We start from the raw sequence: 16,320 nt of genomic DNA on the forward strand, positions 1-16,320 counted from the left end.
CACCCCACCCCGCCCAGCGCCGGCTCGGTCCTGCCTGCCCCGGTGATCAAGAGGTTTGCGTCGGGAAACCGGCCCGCCGAGACGCAAACTTCTTGATCACCGGGCGGGCCGGCGGGAGGGGCCGGCGGGAGCGCGGGAGGGGTCAGGCGCGGAGGCGGCGGACCAGTTTGCGGAGGCCGGCCTGCCAGCCGTCCGGGTCCTCCGCGCGGCGCAGGGCGTAGCCGGCGACCTCCGGGTGCGGCAGGATCAGGAAGCGCTCCTCGGCCAGCCCGGCGATGGCCGCGTCGGCGACCTGGTCGGGGGTGAGCACCGCGCCGGAGGCGGCGATCACCCGCGCGCCGAGATGGCCGGCGGCCAGCCCGTCGGCGAGCATCGGCGTGTCCACCCCCTGCGGGCAGAGCGCGCTCACCCGCACGCCCTGGTCGCGGTAGGTGATCGCCAGCCACTCGGCGAACCCGACCGCCGCGTGCTTGGTGGCGGTGTACGGGGCGTCGCCCACCGCGGTCAGCACCCCGGCCGCCGAGCAGGTGTGCAGCAGGTAGCCCTCGCCCCGGGCCAGCATCGCCGGCAGCACCGCCCGCGCGGCGTACACGTGGGACAGCACGTTCACCCGCCACGAGCGGTCCCAGGCCGCGTCGTCCGCCTCGACGCCACCGCCGGTGGCCACGCCGGCGTTGGCGCAGAACAGGTCGATCCGGCCGTACCGTCGCTCGGTGTCGGCGACCAGCTCGCGGACCTGGTCCTCGTCGGTGACGTCCACGGCGACCGCGCGGGCCACCGGGCCGATGCCGTCGGCCACCGCGGCGGTGGCGGCGGCGTCCAGGTCGGCCAGCACGACGGCCGCCGCACCCTCGGCGGCGAACCGGCGGGCCAGGGCGGACCCGATGCCGCCCGCCGCTCCGGTGATCACGGCCACCCGATCGGTCAGGTTCATGCCCGCTCCTCCCCCGCCGGTCCCAGCCGGGCGATCAGGTCGCCCAGCGCGGCGGCGCCCCCGGACGTCAGCTCCGGGGTGGGCAGCAGCGCGAGCACCGGCACGTCCACCCCCGCCTCGGCGTAGCGGCGCACCTGGCTGCTGCACTGCTCGGGCGAGCCGTGCAGCACCAGCGCGTCGACCACCTCGTCGGGCACGGCCGCGCCGGCACCGCGCCGGTCCCCGGCGGCCCAGGCCGCCCACATCGGGCCGAGCGCGCTCTCCCGGCCCAGCCAGCGGTGGAACTCGGCGTACGCCGGCACGGTCAGGTAGCTGGTGATCAGCCGCCGGCCGAGGGTGCGGGCGTAGCCGGCGTCCTCGGTGGGGCAGACGAAGATCCGGGCGACCACCTCGAAGCCGGGGCCGCGCCCGCCCAGCTCGGCGAGGGCCTTCGGCACGTCGTCGGCGGCGAGCCAGTTGAGGATCACCCCGTCGGCCTCGGCGGCGGCGAGCCGGAGCATTCCGGGGCGCAGCGCGGCCAGCAGCACCGACGGCGGCACCGCCGGTGGGCGTTCCAGGCTGAACCGGCGGACGGCGAAGGTGTCGAACGCGCCGTCGACGGTCTCCCCGCGCAGCGCCGCCTGGAGGAAGCGCAGCACGTCCCGGGTACGCCGGAAGGGCTCGGTGAACGGGACCCCGTTCCAGTCGTTGACCAGCACCGGCGAGGAGGCGCCGATGCCCAGCGCGAAGCGGCCCGGGGCGGCGTCGGCGAGCGCGGCGGCGCTCATCGCCAGCAGCCCCGGCCCCCGGGTGAAGACCGGGGCGATCGCGGTGCCGAGCCGCAGCCGCGGCTGCCAGGCGGCGGCGAGTGCGAGCGGGGTGAACGCGTCGGCGCCGTTGACCTCCGACGACCAGACGTCGGTGAACCCGGCGCGGTCGAGCGCCGCGTAGACCGCGGCGTGGTCGGCGAGCGGGATGCCGCCCAACGGCACCGTCATGCCCCATCGGTTCGTCATCCGGTCGATCGTGCCCGCTCCCCGGCACGGGGACAAGGGCGGGATTCACGCGCGTCGCGCTCCCAACGCCCGCCGGGGTGAGCGGGGGTGTCCGCACGAGGCTCCGGTCGGCCGGCCCGGTCGGTGGCGTCCGCCACTGCAAGTCCCGGCCGCGCGCCCGCCGCCCGTTCCGGGGACTCCCGGGTGCCCGACGGCGACGCTAACCTTCAGCGGTGACCTTCTCCCTCGTCGCCCGCTCCGCCGACGGCCGCCTGCACGGCGTCGCCGTGGCCAGCAGGTTCCTCGCCGCCGGGGCCCTGGTGCCGGGGGCCGAGGCCGAGGTGGGCGCGGTGGCCAGCCAGGCCCACGCCAACCTCTCCTACCGGCCGAACGGGCTGGCGCTGCTGCGCGCGGGCGTCCCCGCCGCCGACGTGATCGCCCAGCTGGTCGCCGCCGACGACGGCCGGGACGACCGGCAGCTCGGTGTGGTGGGCGTCACAGGCCCCGGCGCGACCTGGACGGGCCCGCGGTGCGGCGGCTGGGCCGGTGGCCTGGCCGGTGACGGCTGGGCGGCGCAGGGCAACATCCTGACCGGCCCGCAGGTCGTCGAGGCGGTGCGCGACGGCTGGCTGGCCGGGGAATCGCTGCCCTTCCCGCAGCGCCTGCTCGCTGCCCTGCGCGCCGGCGAGCAGGCCGGGGGCGACCGGCGCGGTCGCCAGAGCGCGGCCCTCCTGGTGGTCCAGCGCGGCGGTGGGTATGCGGGCACCGGTGACAACCTGGTCGACCTGCGAGTCGACGACCACCCCGACCCGATCACCGAGCTGCACCGGCTGCTCGACATCCACACCATGCTCTTCGGCAAGCCCGACCCGGCCACCCTGCTGGAGCTGACCGGCCCGCTCGCCGACGAGGTGGCCGCTCTGCTGGCCGCCGCGGGCCACCCGGCCGGCGGCGCCGGGCTGCCGGCCGCCGTCCTCCCGGCGGGTGCCGCGGCGCCCGCGACGGTCGCCGGGCCCGCGCTGGAGGAGGCGCTCGCCTCCTGGGCCGGCTGGGAGAACCTGGAGGAACGGCTGGTGCCAGGGCACATCGACCCGATCGTCCTGACGCACCTGCGCCGCACGGCCGCCGCGATCCCCGCACCCCGCGCCGGCGACTGACGGTCTACGGCGACCGCCCGCTGCCACGGCGGGCCCCGAGCCTGCCGCGAGCAGCCGGCGAAGGAGAGCCGGCGGAAGTCCGCCGCCGCGATCGCGGCCCGCTCGGCCGCGCTGAGCGGCAGCCGCCCGGTGGTCTTACGGATCACCGTGAGCGGGTCCCAGCCCAGCTCCGCCGGGACGGCCCGGCCGCCGGTCAGCAGGTCGGCGATCACCCGGGCGGCGGCCGGGGTCAGCCATGGCGGCCGGTCCAGCGCCTGCGCCAGGTCGAGGCCGTGCACGCCGACCTCCACCACCCGGGTGACCAGGAAGTCCGCCAGGGTCATCGCGTCACCGTGGCGGGTGCGGACGATCCGGCCGGTGGGCTGAGCCGCCACCGCGGAGTCGGTACCGCGCCAGGCAGCGGTGAAGGCCGCCGCCGTCGCCGCCACGTCGGCCGGTCGGCGGGCCGCCCGGCGGGCGCTGTCGACCCGCGCGGCGTCGACCTCCGGGGTGAACTTCGCCGCGCCGAAGTAGCCGGCGGCGTCCACCTCCGCCCGGGGCGGGGCCGGCTCGGCCAGCATGCCGGCCAGCCGGCCGGCGCCGGTGCTGACGTGGGCGACGAGGTCGCGTACCGCCCAGGACGGGCAGGGGGTCGGGCGGTCCAGGTCCGCCTCGTCCAGGGTGCGCAGGACCCCGTCGAGCCGGGCGCACTCGTCCCGGAACGCCGTCCGTACCGTCTCCACCGGGCAGCTCCTCCCCGCCGTCGTCGCGTCCGTACCCTGCCACGCCGGTTTCGGCCCGCCGGGTGCGGGTACGCGCCGGGCCGACGAGAGGGGGCGGGCGACAGATGGCCGGCATCATGCTGCGCAGCACCGCGTTCAACGACCACGACCAGTTGCCGGGGCGGTTCTCGCGCGACGGCGGGAACGCGTCACCACCGTTGCAGTGGTCCGACGTGCCGGAGTCGGCGACCGAGCTGGTGCTGCTGGTCGAGGACCCGGACGCCGGACGGAGCCCGTTCCTGCACTGGCTGGTCACCGGGATCTCCCCCACCTCGGGCGGGGTCGACGAGGGCACGGTGCCCGAAGGCGGCCAGGAGTGGCCCAACGACTTCGGCACCACGGGGTGGGGCGGGCCGCACCCGCCGCAGGGCGACGAGGCGCACCGCTACTTCTTCCGGCTGTACGCCCTCGACCGTCCCCTCGACCTGGCCGACGCCCCGCAGGCCGCGGACGTGCACGCCGCGGTGGCCGGCCGGGAACTGGCCAGCGGCACCATGGTCGGGACGTACCGGCGCTGATCAGCCCTTGTAGCGGGGCACCAGGCGGTGCACCGGCAGCAGCACCAGCGCGGCCACCACGCTCATCGTGCCGGCGATGCCGGCGGCACTGCCCGCGTACCCGATGAAGAGCGGACGGCGGCCCAGCTCGTCGACCGGCACCTGCTGCTGGTCGAGCAGCCAGGACAGGGCCAGCCCGCTGGCGACGACGGCCGCCAGGCCGCCCAGGCCGAGCACGGCGGCGGCGACCCGGTGCGCGTCCTCGGTGGCGACCTGCGCCTGCTCCCGCTGGAAGACCAGCAGGAGCAGCCCGGCCAGCGCCGCCCAGACCCCGACCACCAGAAACGCCGCCACCGCGTCGCTGGGCCGGTGCCACCCGGCGGAGAGGGTGGCCACGCCGGCGCTGGCCGCGTACGCGACGCCGAGGAAGGCCCCGAGCGGGCGCACCTTCGGCGGCAGCACCAGGACCAGTGCCAACGCCACCGACGCGGCGATGGTGGTGTGCCCGCTGGGCAGGCTGTTGCCGACCGCGTCGCGTTCGGGGTCGATGCCCAGCGCCGGGCGGTCGAGGACGTACTTGAGCAGTTGCGTGGTGACGTTGGCCCCGGCGATCAGCAGGGTGGCCGCGACGGCGAGCCCCTTGCGCCCACGGATCAGCGCGATGAAGCCGATCACGGCCGTGGCGGCGAGCAGCGACACCACCGACATCGCGTTGAGGATCCGGTCGACCGGCCCGTCGATGCGCTCCTGGCCGATCCGGTTGCCGGTCAGCGCCACGGTGTCGAGCCACTGGCCCGTCCCGGTGTGCACGGCGAAGCGCCACACCACGACCAGAGCGGCCGCCTGGGCCAGCGCCAGTACGACCAACCAGACCGCGGTCCAACCCCTTGCCGTCGCTCGCACCCGCACACCGTAACGGCACACCCGGGAGGTTGCGCGGCGGGCCACCGGTGCGCCCCGGTTAGGTTGGGGCCGGGAGGACGGGAGGTGACGGTGGGCGGTACGGCGGAACGGGAGCCGGCGGTCGCGGAGCGGCCGGAGTCGCTGGCGGACCTGCTGGGCGGGCGGCGCGGCGCGGTGGACGCGACGCTGCCCCCGGTGGCGTTCACCCTCGGCTGGCTGCTGACCGGGCGGTCCATCGCCGGCGGGGTGGCGGCGGCCGTGCTGGTGGGCACGGCGGTGGCCGGGTGGCGGCTGCGCCGGGGCGACCGGCCGAGGTCGGTGCTGGTCGGGCTGCTCGCCGTCTGCGTCGCCGCGCTGATCGCGCTCTACACCGGGCGGGCGGCCGACTTCTTCCTGGTGCAGCTCTTCTCCAACGCCGCCAGCGCGCTGGTCTGGGTGGTCAGCATCGTGGTGCGCCGGCCGCTGCTCGGGGTGCTGGTCGGGGTGGCGTTGCGGCAGCGGGGCCGGTGGCGGCGGGACCGGGCGCTGCTGCGGGCGTACGCGCGGGGCAGCTGGGTCTGGGCGGCGACGTACGCGCTGCGGGTGGCGGTGTTCCTGCCGCTCTACCTCGGTGGTCAGGTGGTCGCGCTGACGGTGGCCCGGGCGGCGCTGACCTGGCCGCTGGTGGCGGCGGCGCTGACGGTGAGCTGGGTGGTGATCCGGCGGTCGCTGCCGGCCGGCCATCCGGGGCTGCGGCACCCGGTGACCCCGGACGGGCGCTGACCCGGGAAAAAATTAAGGGAGAGGCCGCCACGGGGGGAGCGGCCTCTCCGAGAAACACGGTACTCCGTCGCGCGGCGTCGTGTGATCCCACGACGCCCTCTTTTTTCGCGGTTTTTCCACGGCGGGACGGGAAGCGGACGGTGGGGTGGGTCTGCGATCCGCTGCGTCGACCGGATGCTCGACCCACCCCCGGCCCGACCGTGGGCGTCGGGCCGCCCGCCGACCGGGCGGTCCGCTCCCCCGGGCCCGGTCGGGCCCCGGGCGGGTGGCGCCGCGCCACCCGCCCGGAAGGGTCAGCTCACCCGTTCGGGAACAGGTTGCCGTAGTCGGCGTACGCCATGGCGACGTCGGCCTGGGCCCAGAACCGGTGGTAGTTGAACGCGGGCTCGGCGCCACCGTTGAGGTAGGCCTGCACCTTGGGCCAGTCGGGGTCGTTCTTGTAGAACGACCGGATGTCCAGGAAGCTCTTGCCGGCGGCGATGGTGTCGCCGTTGGGCATCTTGCCGGTCCAGCCCGGCGGCACGTAGAGACCCTGTCCGTCGGCGGCGTTGTAGACGTCGTCGAAGCGCCGGTAGTCGCCGCGCTTCTCGGTGGTGGAGACGCCCTTGGCGTCGCTGGCCGCGTGCAGGGCGTCCAGCAGCCCCTTGGCGGTGTTCTTGGCCGACACGTTGCCCGACTTGGCCGCGTACGCGATCAGGGTCCGGGCGTAGGCGGCGGCGACGCCGACGTCCTGGCCCTTCACCGTGACCTCGACGTGCAGGTTGGTGTTCGGCTGCGGGGCGGCCGGGTTCCAGGTGTTCGGCTGGCCGGTCCACTTCATGTCCGACGGGATCGACCAGCTGGTGCCCAGCATGGTGTTGGCGACGGCCCACGGTACCCACTTGTCCAGCAGCGCCTTGGCCTTGGCGTTGCCGGTCTGCAGGTACAGCTCGGCGATCCGCTGCATGGACCAGGCCTGCATGCCGAACCACTGGTTCGACGGCGGGTCGTTGTAGACCGGGTCGACGTCGTAGAACATGCCGTAGAAGGTGGCGGTGCCGGCCGGCGGCTGGGCGTAGCTGCCGTCCCAGCTGTTGGTGGCGCCACCGGCGATGCCGCCCTCGGCGGACTGCAGCCAGGTGTAGAACTCCAGCTGCCGGTCGAGGCTCTTCTGCCAGTCGGTGACGGCCGTCGGCGACTTCGGCTTGAGCTCGGCCACGTTGGTCAGTGCCCAGGCCGCAAACGGGTTCTGGTAGCCGAAGTGGTTGTGGCTGGAGCCGATCCGCCAGGACCAGTTCTGGTTCGGCTCGTACGCGCCGCCCCAGGCATAGTACCAGGACATCAGGTAGTGCGCGGAGTCCTTGCCGGTGCCGGCCGGGCAGGTGGTGGCCCCGACGCAGTTGCCGATCTTCTTGAAGTACTTGTCGAACATCGCGTAGCGCAGGTAATCGCCCATCTTGGCGGCCTTGGCCACGGTGGCCGCCACGTCGGCCTCCTTGCCCTGCGCCTTGGCCCAGGTCAGCGCCCAGTACGCGGCCTGCACGGCGCGCGCGTCGGCGTCCGGGGCGTTGGTGTACTTCCACTGCTTGGCGGGGGCGTTGCCCTCTTTGATGAACAGGTCCAGGTAGCCGTACTGGCCGCCGTGCTTGAAGGTGTCGCAGGACGGCTGCGGCACGGTCTCCCAGACCGACTCCTGGGTGCCCCGCTGGAAGGTGTTGATGTACGCCGGCCGCGTGGTGCCGTCACCGCAGCGGCCGAAGCCGTAGGTGTTGTCGACATCCAGCAGCCAGTGCATGCCGTAGATGTCGCCGGTGCCATAGGTGCTCTGCAGTTCGCCGCGCAGCGGGTCCTGGCCGACCGGCACGGAGGGCTGCAGCTGCGACGGGTACTGGCTGGGCAGGTTGTGCTCGGCCGCGTACTGCGGCGTTCCCGCGGCGCCGGCCGTGGGCTGGTCGGAATGATTCGGAATTATATATTTCTCCATGACGGTCCAGGCGTTGTTGAACGGGGCCCAGTTCTGGGTGACCCGGCCGTACTGCGCCTCCAGCCAGAGCCAGAAGCTGAACGCCTCCGAGGTGGTCTCGTGGCCGTGGTCGGGCGCCTCGACGATCAGCGTCTCGACCGAGTGGTACGGCACGCCTTCCGGGCTGAAGTATCCGGAGTTCTTGATCTTGCCGTACTGGTCGAGGAACCGCTTGATGTAGGCGTTGTCCCCGCCCGGGGTGTCGTTGTCGATCTCGGTGACGGTGACGGCCAGCGGCGCGAAGCCGGCGGCCGAGGCGGTGACGGTGGCGGTGCCGCCCAGGGTGTCCGCGTCCTCGGCCGCGGCGACGGTGGCCGTCACGCCGGTGTTCCAGTTGGCCGGCGTGAGCGTCACGGTCGCCGGGGTCACGGTGACGTCGGCGTCGCCGGTGCGGGTGAGGGTCACCGGCACGTTGGCGGTGGGCGCGGCGCTGAGCTTCAGGTTGACCGTGCCGGTGCCGCCCTCGGTCACGCTGACCGCCGACGGGGTGGCCACCAGCACCGGACCGGAGGCCGGGTTGACGGTGAACGCCTTCTCCGCCACCCCGATGCCGTTGGCGTTGTCGTACGCCTTGGCCTGCACGGTGTAGCTGCCGGCCGGCAGGTCCTCGAGGGTGTAGCCGTACGGGGCGGTGGTGTCGGTGTTGACGAGCAGGCCGTTGCGGTAGAACTCGACCTTGGCGATCGTCCCGTCCGGGTCGGCGGCGGTGGCGGTCAGCGGCACGTCGGCCGGCGCCTCGAAGGGGCCGGTCGGCAGCCCCAGCGACACCGTCGGCGGCTGGTTGGCCGGGGTGCCGTTGCAGGCGACCCCGTTCAGGGTGAAGGCGGTGGGCTTCGGGTTGGTGCCGGAGTGGGCGCCGTTGAACCCGATGGTGGTCGAGGCGCCGGTGCCGAGGCTGCCGTTCCACGACTCGTTGGTCGCGGTGACCTCGCTGCCGGTCTGGCTCCACTTGGCCGACCAGCCCTGGGTGACGCGCTGGGAGCTGTCGGGGAAGGAGAACTTGAGGCTCCAGCCGTTGAGGGCGTCGCCCAGGTTCTTGACGGTGACGTTGGCGGTGAAGCCGGTGTTCCAGTCGTTGGTCGCGTAGACCACGTCGCAGGCGAGGGCGGCCTGCGCGGCACCGGCCGGCAGGGTCACCCCGCCGATGGCCAGCGCGGTGGCGGCGAGCATCGCCGTCCGGCGGCGTCTTGCCCAGAGTCTCATGTGCGCGGTGTCTCCTCGAAGGAGGGCCGGGGCCGCAGGGGTCACCGGCGAGGCGCCTCCACGCGAGCAGGGACCGCGGGGGGACGGAGGCGCCCGGGAAGGTGGTCGGTGCGGAACTGGGCCGGCCTGCCGCCGTGGCGGCACCGGCGCGGTTCCTCGGGTGCCGTCCGGAGATCCGGATGCCCTCGGCGACCCACGCTCACGCGAGCTGGCTCCGCTGCGTCGATTCGACAGTCTGCCATGGAAGCGCTCCCACGACAACGCCCCGGCGGCGAGACCTGTCCATGTTTCGATCTCGTGTAGGGGCTTTCACAAACTCGTGACGGGCGTTACAGTCGCTGCATCGCCGATGGGAGCGCTTCCATCGACGGAGATGCAAATGTTTCGTCGACCGTGGTCGCTTGGCCGCGGTGCGCAGCCCACGGGCTGACGACGGGCCAGCCCGGACGCCGTCGCCAGCCGACACCCGCCAGTGACGGAGGGAGGTGGAACCAGAGCCACTCGCGTGGCCCGGCTCCCGCGCGACACGCACGGCGAACGCCAACTCGACTCGTGCGTGTGTGCACCAGAGGTGGGGACGGGGGTTGCCCTCCCCCGTCCCCACACTAAACCCCGGCAGTCGACGGGAAAAGAGGCCGACGGGACGGCGCGTACGCCGCCCGGCCGGCCTCGCTCGCTATCTGCGCCTGCCCGGCGCGCCGCGGAGGTCCGACGGCGCGCGTCACATCTCACTTCCCCCATCCCGGCCGCCTCCGCGCGGCCCTCTAGGCTGGCGGCCCGCTCCCGAGGCGGCCGGAAGCCCGCATGCCGGTGCTGGGAGCGCTCCCGGCCGTCGGGGTGGCCCGCACCCTGAGGAGAAATGCCCATGTCGACACTGACCCGACGGCCACTGCCGCACCGCGCCGCGCTCTCCACCACCGCCGGGACCGGGCTCACCCCGGCGGGGGCGACCGTGGCCGGCGCGAGCGCCGCCGTGACGGCCGGCACCGGCACCCCGCCGAGCGGGGACCCGGCCGCCACCCCCGGCGCGGGCAGCCTGCGCTTCCCGCGCGACTTCGGCTGGGGCGCGGCCACCTCGGCGTACCAGATCGAGGGCGCCGCGAAGGAGGACGGGCGGGGCGAGTCGATCTGGGACACCTTCAGCCGTACGCCGGGGCGCACCCGCAACGGCGACACCGGTGACGTGGCCGCGGACCACTACCACCGGTGGGCCGACGACCTGGACCTGATGCGCGACCTCGGCCTGCGCAGCTACCGGTTCTCGATCTCCTGGCCCCGCATCCAGGCCGACGGCACCGGCCGGCCCAACCAGCGCGGCCTCGACTTCTACCGGCGCCTCGTCGACGGCCTGCACGAGCGCGGCATCGCCCCCATGGTCACCCTCTTCCACTGGGACCTGCCCCAGTCGCTGCAGGACGCCGGCGGCTGGGAGAACCGGGACACCGCGTACCGCTTCGCCGACTACGCCGACGCGGTGTTCCGGGGACTCGGTGACCAGGTGCCGGTCTGGCTGACCGTCAACGAGCCGAAGACCGTGGTGCAGAACGGCTACCTCGGCGGGCACCACGCCCCCGGCCGGCAGGATCCGGAGGCCGCGTACCTGGTCGCCCACCACCTGCAGCTCGCGCACGGCCTGGCGGTACGCGCCCTGCGCGCCACCGGCTCCGCCGCCCGGATCGGGCCGGCGTTCAACCTGCACCCGTGCTACCCGGCCGACGACACCCCGGCCGCCGCGGCGGCCACCCGGCTCTACGACGGGTACGAGAACCGGCTCTACCTGGACTCCGTGCTCACCGGCGCGTACCCGGCCGACGTGCTGGCCGACCTGGGCGAGGGCAGCCGGATGGTGCGGGGCATCGCCGACGGCGACCTGGAGATCATCTCCAGCCCGGTCGACCTGCTGGCCGTGCAGTACTACACGCCGATCTACGTCACCGCCGACGGCGGCACCGTGCAGCGCTGGGCCACCTCCGAGGCGGAGTGGCAGCAGATTCACCCCGACGGGATGTACGACATCCTGACCCGGGTCACCCGCGACTACGGCCCTGTCCCGATCACCGTCACCGAGAACGGCCTGCCCTGCCCGGACGTCCTGGGCGCCGACGGCACGATCGACGACGCCGGCCGGATCGCCTTCCTGCGGGACCACTTCGCCGCCGCGCACCGCGCGATCGCCGACGGCGTGCCGCTGGAGAGCTACCACGTCTGGTCGCTGCTGGACAACTTCGAGTGGGCCGAGGGCTACGACCAGCGCTGGGGACTGGTCTACGTGGACTACGCCACCCAGCGCCGCATCCCCAAGCGCAGTGCCCACTGGTACCGGCAGGTGATCAGCGACAACGGCCTCTGAGCCACCCGCCGACGGAAGCCGGTACGCCGGACCGCGTGGGGGCGGTCCGGCGGGTCGGCCCGGCCGGGCGCACCCCGCCCGGCCGCGCGGGGCCGGCCCGGACCCGCCGGTGCGGGCCGGGCGGCCGTCGTCAGCGCGGCAGCGCCTGCTGCAACTCGGCGCGCAGCGCCGGGGTGAGCATCTCACCGGCCTGCTTGGCCAACCGGGCCATCTCGTAGCCCACCACGCCGATGTCGGCGTCCGACCCGGCGAGCGTGGCCAGGATCGAGCCGTCGCGGATCTGCATCACCAGGAAGTAGCCGCGCCCCATCTCGACCACGGTCTGCTTGACCACGTCACCGTCGAACATCTGCGCGGCCCCCGCGGTGATGCTCATCAGCCCGGACGTCACCGCCGCGAGCTTGTCGGCGTGGTCCCGGGGCAGGTGCTCCGAGATCGCCACCAGCAGGCCGTCGGAGGAGACCACCACCGCGTGGGCCACCCCCGGCACCCGTTCCGCGAAAGCATTGACCAGCCAGCTCAGGTCCCGCGCCTCCTGGCTCAACGTCGTCACTGTCGTCCCCCTTCGCTGTGCCCACCCGCCGGCGGCAAGATTATCTCCCGGGTCTCCTCGGCCTCCGCCCGGCGGACCCCGCTGTACAGCCGCGACAGCATGCCGCCGACCGCCTCCGGGTCCGGGTCCTCCCGCGCCACGGGCGCATTCGGACGGGCCTGCTCGGTGACGGCGGAGAGCTGGGCCATCGGCACCCGCACCGGCAGGCCCCGGTCGTTGGTCCCTGCGATGACCGGCGTCGCGGGCGGCGCGGGCGTCACGTCACCGGCCGGCACGGGCGCGGGGGACGCCGGGCCCTGGCGGGACCACCAGCCGGCCCCGTCCGCCGGGGCGCCCGCGGCCGGCGCCAGCACGTCCTCGGCACGGACCGGCACCGGCCGACCCTGGGCCGGCACCGTCGGCGCCGGGGTGGGACGACGGCCGGCCACCGGCAGCTCCGCCGGCGCCGGACTCCTCGGCCCGCCGGCCCCGGTCGCGCCGGCGACCGCAGTGGTCAGCATCCGCGGGGGGACCGGCGCGTCCAGCTCCGCCGACGGCGCGGCGGCCAGCAGCGCGCCGGGCAGCTCGATCCGGGCGACCAAGCCCTGCGCGCCGCCGCTGAGGCGTACCCGCACGCCGTGCCGGGCCGCGAGGTGGCTGACCACGAACAGGCCCATCCGCTCCGAGGCGGCCACGTCGGCGGCCGGCGGGGAGGCCAGCACGGTGTTCGCCTGCGCCAGTGCGGCCGGGCTCATGCCGAGCCCCTGGTCGACGATCTCCACCACCGCGCCGCCGCCCTCGGCCCGGCCACTCACCCGGACCATGGTGTCCGGCCGGGAGAAGGCGGTGGCGTTCTCCAGCAGCTCGGCCAGCAGGTGCACCAGCTCGCCGACGGCGTGCCCGACCACGTGCAGGTCGGCCACCGACTCCCGGCGGACCCGCTGGTACTGCTCGATCTCGGCGCTGGCGGCCAGCAGCACCGCGGGAAGACCGACCGGCCGGTTCCACCGCCGGGTGGACTCCGTACCGGCCAGCACCAGCAGGCTCTCGTCGTTACGCCGCATCCGGGCGGCCAGATGGTCCAGCTTGAACAGATTCTCCAGCTGGTCCGGATCGGCCTCCTCCCGCTCCAGGTCGTCGAGCAGCTCCAGCTGCCGCTCCACCAGCACCTGGCTGCGGCGGGCCAGGTTGACGAACATCGCGTTGACCGTGCGCCGCGTCTCCGCCTGCTCCACCGCGACGCTGACCGCACTGCGGTGCACCGCGACGAACGCCTCGGCCAGCTCGCCGATCTCGTCGAGGGAACGGACCACCGGGGGCGGCACGTCGATCGCGGGTACGCCGCCCTGCACCGAGCGGAGCCGGTCCAGCGCGTCCGGCAACTCGACCTGCGCGATCCGCAGGGCCTGGCCGCGCAGGCGTTGCATCGAGTTGGCGATGGACCGGCCGATCAGCAGCGCGAGCAGCACGGCGAGCCCGAGCACCACCACGATGCCGCCGACCACCAGCAGGGTGGTGCGCAGCCGGTCCCCACTGACCCGGTCGGCCCGGCTCACCGCGTCGTCCAGCACCTGCACCTCCAGCCGGCGCAGCAGCTCGTGCCGCTGCTCGCTGGCGGCCCACCACTGTGGCGCGGGCAGCACCTCCGCGCGGGCGCCACCGGTGGGCAGGCTCCTCTCCTCCAGCTTCATCGCGGCGACGAACGCCGGATCGACCGAGGTCCGGTCGTAGAGCCGGACCTGCTCGTTGGTGGCCGCGACGCGGAACGCCCCGAGCGCGGCCAGCTGCTGGGCCCGCAGGTCGGTGAGGGTCACCTGGTCGTCCAGGTCGTAGCGGCCGGCCCGGGCGGCCGCGTAGAGCTGCCCGCGGATCCGCGACGACAGCTCCTTGACCCGGGCCAGCTGCACGTAGCGCAGCACCGCGTCGGTCAGGGCGGGCTGCTGCTCCCCCGGCGAGGGTTCCGCCAGCAGATTGAGCAGCGCCTCGATGGCCCGGTGGTAGTTGCTCAGGATGGTGTCGCTGTTGAGCACCGCCGGGGGCACCGCCGCCCGGATGTAGACGACCTGGTCGTACGCCTCCAGCGCCTCGCCGTACGCCACCCGCCAGGACGCGTCGGCGTCGGCCAGCGGCTGCGCCGCCTCGCGCAGCTCGGCGACGGCCCGGTCGGTGGCCGCCTGCAACGGCCGCAGCGCGGTGACCGCCGCTTCCCGGTCGGCCTCTCCCCCGGCCCGGCGCAGCTCGGCCAGCTCCCCCGCCGATCGGTCCCGCTCCTGCTGGAGCCGGTCGACCACGCCGGTGATCTGCCGGCCTATGCCGACCTGCCGGGCGAAGTCGCTCAGCGCGGTGGTCTGCCCGACCAGCGCCGCGGTCTGCACGCCGGCCAGCACCAGGAAGGCCACCGACGGGATGACCAGCACGGTGGCGAGCTTGGTGCGCATCCGCCAGTCCCGCAGCCGGAACGGCGAGCGCCGCCGGTGGGGTGCGATCTGGACCTCCCCCCGGCTCCGACCCCGTTGTACGCCCCGCCCCGGGTCGGGACCTGCGCCCACACCTGCCTCCTCGGTCCCCGTCTCCCCCGCGTCGGGGAGCGGGCTCCATCCAACCAGGCCCGCGAGCTGTGTCAACGGGCCGTGGCGCAGCTGGGTCAGGAAGCGGCGCCGGAGCGCTCCGGAGCGCGTCCCTCGTCGAGCAGGTCGGCCCTCGCCAGCCGCTCCGCCTCGGGCACCCGGCCCAGCGCGACCAGCGCCGCGCCGATCGCCCCGATCTCCGGTTCCGCGCGGTGCCGTACCGGGCGGGGCGCCAGTGCCGAGGCGAACGCCGAGCGCCACCAGACTGAGGCCGCCATCGCTCCCCCACCGAGCACCACCTCGATCGGGACCTCGACGGTGGACTCCAGCACGGTCAGATCGTCGGCGACCATCCGGCACAAGCCGGCCATCAGTCCGGCCAGGACCTCCACCCCGGTGGTGGAGAAGCTGAGCCCGCGCAGGCCGCCCGCACCGGCCGGGGCGAGACCGGGTGGCCGGTCGCCGCCGAGGCGGGGGTCGGCCACCACCGGGCCACCGTCCGGCGGTACGCGGGCCAGCGCGGCCGCCAACTCGGCGCCCTCGGGCAGCCGCAGCTCCCGCTTGGCCCAGGTGTACAGGTTGCCGCCGCTGGAGTAGGCCGCACCGGTCACCACGTACTCGTGGTCCACCCGGTAGCGCCAGAGCTCCTCCGGCAGCGGCGGGAGCCGCTCGCCGGCCGGCAGGCGCTGCATCAGCCGGATCGCGGCGGAGGTGCCCACGGTCACCGCGGCGCGCCGCCCGTCCACGCAACCGGAACCCACGTTGGAGGCGGCCCCGTCGCCGATCGGGGCGGCCCAGGTCACCCCGGCCAGCTGCGGCCAGCGGCGGGCGTGCTCCGCGCGGAGGCTCCCCCGCCACCGCGTCGGCGCCAGCTCGGGCAGCTCGCCCGGGCGTGTCCCGGCCAGCTCGCAGGCCTCGGCGTCCCAGGTGAGCGCGCGCAGGTCGAGCAGTCCGGTGCCGGAGGCCATGGAGACCGACATCGGCGCGGTGTCGAGCAGCTCGCCCAGGACGTACTCGGCCAGGCCGGCGAAGCGGACGACCCGGCTGCCGCACTGCGCCCGCAGCCAGGGCAGCCGGACCGACCAGTAGGTGCGGTGCCACCACGCGCCGGTACGTTCGTGGTACGCCTGCGCATCGACCGGGCCCGCGGCGCCGGGGGCCGGCGCGGGGCGGGTGTCCAGCCAGGTGAGGATCGGCCCGAGCGGCGCACCCGCGGAGTCGAGCGGCACCACCGAGTGCCACTGCGCCGAGACCGCGACCAGGTGCACGTCGCGCAGGTGCCCGGCGGCGGCCAGCTCGTCCAGGCACTCGATCAGGCAGGCCAGGTAACGCCCGGCGTCGAGGGTGCCCGAGCCGCCTTCGCCGACGCTCAGGTGCACCTTGCGCCGCGCCAGTGCACCCGGCCGCGGATCCGCGTCGGCGTCGAGCACGAGCCCGCGTACCGAGGAGGTGCCGAGGTCGAGAGCGAGAATGTTCATCGCCGGTCACGGTACCCGTCGACCGGGCCGGTCACGCCGCGATCGCCGGCGGGCGCCCGACCGCGTACCCCGGACGGCTTCCGCGCCCGGCGGGCAGCCCGTAGGGTGGTCGCATGCTCGCGCACCTGTCCTGCTGGTGGCCCGCCGACCCGGCGGCCACCTTCCGCGCGTAGCTTTCCCACGCGGCCGCCCGACGAGGC

11 protein-coding genes and 1 pseudogene are annotated in these 16,320 nt (G+C 74.8%); 4 read left to right on the forward strand and 8 right to left on the reverse strand.

Annotation, left to right across the window (positions count from 1 at the left end; all coding sequences use genetic code 11):
* Positions 1-142 precede the first annotated feature (142 nt).
* Together ACSNN7_RS06555 and ACSNN7_RS06560 are read right to left on the reverse strand one after the other, a co-directional pair.
* The gene (locus tag ACSNN7_RS06555) at positions 143-934 is read right to left on the reverse strand and encodes an SDR family oxidoreductase (protein WP_436679740.1); all 792 of its coding nucleotides are present in this window, start codon (positions 932-934) and stop codon (positions 143-145) included.
* On the reverse strand, positions 931-1,911 hold the full coding sequence (locus ACSNN7_RS06560; protein ID WP_436679802.1) for an LLM class F420-dependent oxidoreductase: 981 nt from the start codon (positions 1,909-1,911) through the stop codon (positions 931-933). The genes ACSNN7_RS06555 and ACSNN7_RS06560 overlap by 4 nt, the downstream gene beginning before the upstream one ends.
* Before the next feature lie 230 nt (positions 1,912-2,141).
* Between ACSNN7_RS06560 and ACSNN7_RS06565 the strand changes: the two genes are divergently transcribed.
* The gene (locus ACSNN7_RS06565) at positions 2,142-3,065 is read left to right on the forward strand and encodes a DUF1028 domain-containing protein (protein ID WP_436679741.1); all 924 of its coding nucleotides are present in this window, start codon (positions 2,142-2,144) and stop codon (positions 3,063-3,065) included.
* Positions 3,066-3,121: 56 nt separating this feature from the next.
* Here ACSNN7_RS06565 and ACSNN7_RS06570 read toward each other — a convergent pair.
* Positions 3,122-3,787 (reverse strand): annotated as a pseudogene (locus ACSNN7_RS06570) (maleylpyruvate isomerase N-terminal domain-containing protein); the annotation flags it as partial.
* A gap of 104 nt (positions 3,788-3,891) precedes the next feature.
* Between ACSNN7_RS06570 and ACSNN7_RS06575 the strand changes: the two are divergent.
* Positions 3,892-4,344, forward strand: coding sequence for a YbhB/YbcL family Raf kinase inhibitor-like protein (locus ACSNN7_RS06575; RefSeq protein WP_436679742.1), 453 nt, complete (start codon positions 3,892-3,894; stop codon positions 4,342-4,344).
* Here the strand turns inward: ACSNN7_RS06575 and ACSNN7_RS06580 are convergent, their stop codons facing one another.
* On the reverse strand, positions 4,345-5,232 hold the full coding sequence (locus ACSNN7_RS06580) for a phosphatase PAP2 family protein (protein WP_436679743.1): 888 nt from the start codon (positions 5,230-5,232) through the stop codon (positions 4,345-4,347). It abuts the gene before it with no gap.
* 84 nt (positions 5,233-5,316) lie between these two features.
* On the opposite strand from ACSNN7_RS06580, the gene ACSNN7_RS06585 reads away from it, so the two are divergent.
* The gene (locus ACSNN7_RS06585) at positions 5,317-5,988 is read left to right on the forward strand and encodes a DUF3159 domain-containing protein (RefSeq protein WP_436679744.1); all 672 of its coding nucleotides are present in this window, start codon (positions 5,317-5,319) and stop codon (positions 5,986-5,988) included.
* A gap of 298 nt (positions 5,989-6,286) precedes the next feature.
* Here the strand turns inward: ACSNN7_RS06585 and ACSNN7_RS06590 are convergent, their stop codons facing one another.
* Positions 6,287-9,193 carry a glycoside hydrolase family 48 protein gene (locus ACSNN7_RS06590; protein WP_436679745.1) on the reverse strand — a complete coding sequence of 969 codons (2,907 nt, stop codon included), beginning with the start codon at positions 9,191-9,193 and terminating at the stop codon, positions 6,287-6,289.
* Between the two features lie 865 nt (positions 9,194-10,058).
* Here ACSNN7_RS06590 and ACSNN7_RS06595 point away from each other — a divergent pair.
* Entirely contained in the window at positions 10,059-11,543 is a 1,485-nt protein-coding gene (locus tag ACSNN7_RS06595; protein WP_436679746.1) for a GH1 family beta-glucosidase, read from the forward strand.
* Between the two features lie 130 nt (positions 11,544-11,673).
* Here the strand turns inward: ACSNN7_RS06595 and ACSNN7_RS06600 are convergent, their stop codons facing one another.
* The 3 genes from ACSNN7_RS06600 to ACSNN7_RS06610 form a co-directional block, all read right to left on the reverse strand.
* Positions 11,674-12,096, reverse strand: a complete 423-nt coding sequence (locus tag ACSNN7_RS06600) for a roadblock/LC7 domain-containing protein (RefSeq protein ID WP_436679747.1) — start codon at positions 12,094-12,096, stop codon at positions 11,674-11,676.
* The gene (locus ACSNN7_RS06605; RefSeq protein ID WP_436679748.1) at positions 12,093-14,513 is read right to left on the reverse strand and encodes a nitrate- and nitrite sensing domain-containing protein; all 2,421 of its coding nucleotides are present in this window, start codon (positions 14,511-14,513) and stop codon (positions 12,093-12,095) included. Before ACSNN7_RS06605 ends, ACSNN7_RS06600 begins: the two co-directional genes overlap by 4 nt.
* Positions 14,514-14,719: 206 nt before the next feature.
* The gene (locus ACSNN7_RS06610; RefSeq protein WP_436679749.1) at positions 14,720-16,120 is read right to left on the reverse strand and encodes an FGGY family carbohydrate kinase; all 1,401 of its coding nucleotides are present in this window, start codon (positions 16,118-16,120) and stop codon (positions 14,720-14,722) included.
* Positions 16,121-16,320 lie beyond the last annotated feature (200 nt).

It is taken from the genome of Micromonospora sp. URMC 105, from assembly GCF_051386295.1.
In the GTDB taxonomy this organism is placed as follows: domain Bacteria; phylum Actinomycetota; class Actinomycetes; order Mycobacteriales; family Micromonosporaceae; genus Micromonospora.